Below are 4,409 nucleotides of genomic sequence, written 5' to 3' on the forward strand. Positions count from 1 at the left end.
CACTGCAGATCAGCGCTGCATCCCCCAGCGCCGCACGGTCGCCCGTTCCAGAGTATTGAATACCAGCCCTTCGACCAGCAGCCCGATCAGGATCACCACCGCCAACCCGGCAAAAACCTTGTCGGTATACAGCTCGTTGCGGTTCTGGAAGATGTACCAGCCCAGCCCGCCCTTGCCGCTGCTGGCACCGAACACCAGCTCGGCGGCGATCAACGTGCGCCAGGCAAAGGCCCAGCCGATCTTCAGCCCCGACAGGATCGACGGCAGTGCCGCGGGCACCAGGATGTGCAGCACCAACCGTAGCCCCTTTAGGCCATAGTTGCGCCCCGCCATGCGCAACGTCTCCGACACCCCCAGAAAGCCTGCGTAGGTATTGAGCGCCAGCGCCCAGAGCACTGAATGCACCAGCACGAAGATCAGGCTGTTGTCGCCCAGGCCGAACCACAACAAAGCCAGAGGCAGCAGGGCAATCGCCGGCAGCGGGTTGAACATTGAGGTCAAGGTACCGAGCAAGTCACGGCCCAACTGGGTGGATACCGCCAGGCTGGTAAGACCGAACGCCAGCACGATACCCAGCACGTACCCCTTGAGCAGGATCACCAGCGACACGCCGACTTTGGCCGGCAGCTCACCGCTGAGCAGGCCGTCCCACAGCGCTGCGGTAGTCTGCAAGAAGCTCGGCAGCAGCAGGTCGTTGCCTTGGTAGCGGGCAATGGCCTCCCACAATGCTGCGATCACCACCAGGATCACCGCCTTGCGTAACCAGCCGTGCTGCCACAAGCGTTGCGCCAGCGGCAGGTTGCGTTCCAGAGGCACACTGAGCAGCGGCTCGAGCTGCACCTCGTATTCCTGTCGTACAGGTGTAGTGGTCATGGCTCAAGCTCCTGTCAGTAGGCGATGCGGATGTCGTTGAAACCCAGCTCTTCGGCCGGCCCGGGGGCATCGGCCTCGTCGAACAACAGCCGATGGATGCGCCGGGCGCTGGCCTGGAAGTCACTGGCGCCGAGGCTGCCGAGATCATACTGATGGCTGTGCACCTCGGCCCGCACCCGCCCCGGATGAGGTGACAGCAACAGAATGCGGTTGCCCACTACCAGCGCCTCTTCGATGGAATGGGTGACGAACAACAGGGTGAAGCGCACTTCCTCCCACAGCAGCAGCAGCTCTTCCTGCATCTTGCGCCGGGTCAGCGCATCGAGCGCGGCGAACGGTTCGTCCATCAACAGGACCTTCGGTTGCGTGGCCAGTGCACGGGCAATTGCCACGCGTGCTTTCATGCCGCCCGACAGGGTATGCGGATAAGCGTCGGCAAACGCCGCCAGGCCAACCTTGTCGAGGTAATGCAACGCGCGCTCTTCGGCCTCGGCTCGCTTGAGCTGGCCGGAAACGAGCAGCGGGAACATGACGTTCTGCTTCACCGTCTTCCACGGCGGCAGCTGGTCGAACTCTTGGAACACCACGATGCGATCGGGGCCAGGGCCGTTGACCGGCTGGCCCTGCAGCAGGATCTGCCCTTGTTGCGGGCTGATGAACCCGGCCACGGCCTTGAGCAACGTGGACTTGCCACACCCCGAGGGGCCCAGCAAGACAAAGCGGTCGGCACGGTCGACTTCGAAGCTGACCTGATGGGTGGCCCGCACCACGCGCTGCGCAGTACGGTATTCGAGGCTCAGGTTATCCACCTTGAGCAAGGGCGGTGTGGCCACACGGCTAAGGTTGCTGGCCGTGTGGCCTGGCAATGGGGCGGTCATGGTCGATCAGCTCCCCTGCAGTGGGCGTTCATCCTGGAAGAAATAGTCCTTCCACGACTCTGGCTTGTGCTTGATGGCGCCTACCCGGTAGAGAAACTCGGCCAGCTTGTAGGTGTTCTTCGGGGTTACCGTGAACTCGTACTGGGGGTTGTCGATCAGCTTGATCAGCACATCGCGATCAATCTTGGCCTTGGTGACGCGGATATAGGTATCGGCAGCCGCCGCCTTGTCCTTCTGGGCAAAGTCCGCAGCCTCGGCCAGGGCATCGACGAACGCCTTGTAAGTCTTGGGGTTGTCGTTGCGGAATTTCTCGGTGGCAAACAGCAAGGTCGGCGAGTTGGGGCCGAGCAGGTCATAGCTGTTGAGCACCACGTGCACGTCCTTGTTGGCCAACACCTGGTCCTGGAACGGCGGGTTGGAGAAGTGCCCATTGAGCTCGGTGCCGCCAGCGAGCAACGCGGCGGTGGCATCTGGGTGCGGTACGGCCAGGGTGTACTTGTCGAGGCGGTTGTATTGCGTGTCGCCCCACTGCTGGGCAGCGGCGTACTGCAGCAAGCGTGATTGTACCGACACGCCCACGGCCGGCACGGCAATGCGGTCCTTATCGGAAATGTCGGCGATGGTCTTCACGTTCGGGTTGCTGCTGACCAAGTAGTACGGGAAATTGCCCAGCGAGGCCACTGCTTTGACGTTCTGCCGGCCTTTGGTGCGATCCCATACGGTCAGCAATGGCCCAACGCCGGCACCGGCGATGTCCACCGAGCCGGACAACAGCGCGTCGTTGATCGCAGCCCCCCCGGATAGCTGGGCCCAGTCGACATCGATGTCGATGCCCTGCTCCTTGCCGTGCTTTTCAATCAGTTGTTGGTCACGCACCACATTGAGCAGCAGATAGACGATGCCGAACTGCTCGGCGATGCGGATCTTGCCTTCGGCATGGGCCAGGGTGGGGGCCGCAAGGCTGCCCACGACCAGGCTTGCGCCCAGGCTGATACTTGCCGCCAGGCGGCTGATGGATTTGCGCATGATGGTTTCCTCAGTCGTCAGAACGGGGCATCGCCCTGGATGGTGGTGCGGAAAAGCTTGCGCCGCAGGTGGGCCGGGCAGCCTGTGGCAAGGTGGATCAGCGAGCGGTTGTCCCAGAACACCAGGTCGTGTGGCTGCCACTGGTGGCGGTAGATGTTCTGTTCGAGCACGCTCAGGGCATAAAGCTGCTGCAACACATCGCGGCTTTCATCATCCGGCAGGCCGATGATCCGGGTAGTGAACCCTTCGCTGACGAACAGGGCCTTGCGGCCGTTTTCCGGGTGGGTACGCACCACCGGATGGATCACTTCCTGCACCTGTGCAAGCTGCTCGGCGCTAAGGGTCGGGCGCCAGTTGCCTGCGAACTTGGTCTCGGCATAACGGGCGGTGTAGGAGTGAGCGGCGCTGCGGCCCTCGACCTGCTTGCGCAGTGCTTGAGGTACCGCGTCCCAGGCTTTGTGCATGTCGGCGAACAGGGTGTCGCCACCTTCGCTGGGCAACTCTTGGGCATGCAGCATGGACCCCAGGCTGGGGAGCGCTTTGTATGAGAGGTCTGAATGCCAGAACTTGCCGGCATCGCCCAGGCCGATGTTTTGGCCGTTCTCGATGATGTTGGAGACGATCAGTATCTCGGGGTGGCCTGTGAGCAGAAACTGCTTCAGCACATGGATCTGCAGTTGCCCGAAACGGCGGCTGAAAGCGATCTGCTGTTCAGGGCTGATGCGCTGGTCGCGCAGCACCAGTACGTGGTGGTCGAGGTGGGCGCGATGAATGAGGCTGAAGTCCTCGGCGTTGACCGGTTTAGTCAGGTCCAGGCCGATGATCTCGGCGCCAACGGCACCCGAGAACGGGCGGATTTCAAAGGTTTGCGGCTGAGCGCTGTGGTTGGACGGCAAGGCGTTCGAGGCGGCGGACATTTTTCACTCCCACGCAGTGCGCGACTTCAATGACGCGCAACGATCAGAAACGCACGGGGGTTTACCCGTGTGGGTTCAAGTCGTGCGGCGCATCGATTGGTCGACGGGTACGCAGTGGAGTGACTATAAGGTAATTAAAATAATATTTTAAATACCTTTAAGGAATAACGATATGAGAGGGCAGTTGTCTGCCGGCCAAGCAGACAAGCACGGAGGATTAAATCAGCCCGCCCTCCTCCTCCTCTTCGATCAGGTTGTTCAAGCTGCCGAGCGCCTTTCGCGCGGTGGAGCGACTGAGCAGCTTGGCTTGGGCGCCAGGCGGCAGGTCGGTGATGCTGAAGACACCTTTGGCAGTGAGCACCTCGATCAAGTCCTCAAGCACCCGAATCATGTCCAAGTCGCTCTGTTTCAGCTGCTTGAGGCTATTTTCGACGACATCGTCAGCAAACCACTCCTGAATCTCGGCATGATCTGCTGGGAGGATCTCCGTGTGTTCGGCATAAGGTGCAGCTTCTACCCGCAGCAACTGGCCCTCGGCGTCGCGTTGCACGTAGAACATGGCGTCATCCCTCGTCACGATGGTTCCTTGTTGGTAGTCAGCAGCATAGGCAAAGTTCATCGGGCATGACAGCCCGGCGCAGAAGTATGCGCTGCACGAGGATGACAGAAAAGACCGCGCTGCGCGGTGGCCGGGGTGGCCACCGCGCAGACGGGA

At 61.5% G+C, this 4,409-nt stretch carries 5 protein-coding genes; all 5 read right to left on the reverse strand.

Annotated features, from left to right (window positions below):
- Positions 1 to 9 precede the first annotated feature (9 nt).
- Positions 10 to 873, reverse strand: a complete 864-nt coding sequence (locus ABRP30_RS27110) for an ABC transporter permease (RefSeq protein ID WP_349976025.1) — start codon at positions 871 to 873, stop codon at positions 10 to 12.
- A 14-nt stretch (positions 874 to 887) separates the two neighbouring features.
- Positions 888 to 1,751 carry an ABC transporter ATP-binding protein gene (locus tag ABRP30_RS27115; protein ID WP_267819608.1) on the reverse strand — a complete coding sequence of 288 codons (864 nt, stop codon included), beginning with the start codon at positions 1,749 to 1,751 and terminating at the stop codon, positions 888 to 890.
- A 6-nt stretch (positions 1,752 to 1,757) separates the two neighbouring features.
- The gene (locus ABRP30_RS27120) at positions 1,758 to 2,777 is read right to left on the reverse strand and encodes an ABC transporter substrate-binding protein (protein ID WP_267819609.1); all 1,020 of its coding nucleotides are present in this window, start codon (positions 2,775 to 2,777) and stop codon (positions 1,758 to 1,760) included.
- Positions 2,778 to 2,794: 17 nt separating this feature from the next.
- A complete protein-coding gene (locus ABRP30_RS27125; protein ID WP_349976026.1) occupies positions 2,795 to 3,694 on the reverse strand; it encodes a TauD/TfdA family dioxygenase in 900 nt (299 codons plus the stop codon).
- Positions 3,695 to 3,911: 217 nt separating this feature from the next.
- On the reverse strand, positions 3,912 to 4,253 hold the full coding sequence (locus ABRP30_RS27130) for a tryptophan synthase subunit beta (RefSeq protein WP_241805699.1): 342 nt from the start codon (positions 4,251 to 4,253) through the stop codon (positions 3,912 to 3,914).
- Between the last annotated feature and the right edge of the window lie 156 nt (positions 4,254 to 4,409).

The sequence above is a fragment of the Pseudomonas sp. WHRI 8519 genome, assembly GCF_040224055.2.
Lineage (GTDB): Bacteria > Pseudomonadota > Gammaproteobacteria > Pseudomonadales > Pseudomonadaceae > Aquipseudomonas > Aquipseudomonas putida_X.

Coding starts and splice junctions, on each gene's coding strand:
- ABRP30_RS27110 (WP_349976025.1), bottom strand. CDS start 873: ATGACCACTACACCTGTACGACAGGAATACGAGGTGCAGCTCGAGCCG.
- ABRP30_RS27115 (WP_267819608.1), bottom strand. CDS start 1,751: ATGACCGCCCCATTGCCAGGCCACACGGCCAGCAACCTTAGCCGTGTG.
- ABRP30_RS27120 (WP_267819609.1), bottom strand. CDS start 2,777: ATGCGCAAATCCATCAGCCGCCTGGCGGCAAGTATCAGCCTGGGCGCA.
- ABRP30_RS27125 (WP_349976026.1), bottom strand. CDS start 3,694: ATGTCCGCCGCCTCGAACGCCTTGCCGTCCAACCACAGCGCTCAGCCG.
- ABRP30_RS27130 (WP_241805699.1), bottom strand. CDS start 4,253: ATGTTCTACGTGCAACGCGACGCCGAGGGCCAGTTGCTGCGGGTAGAA.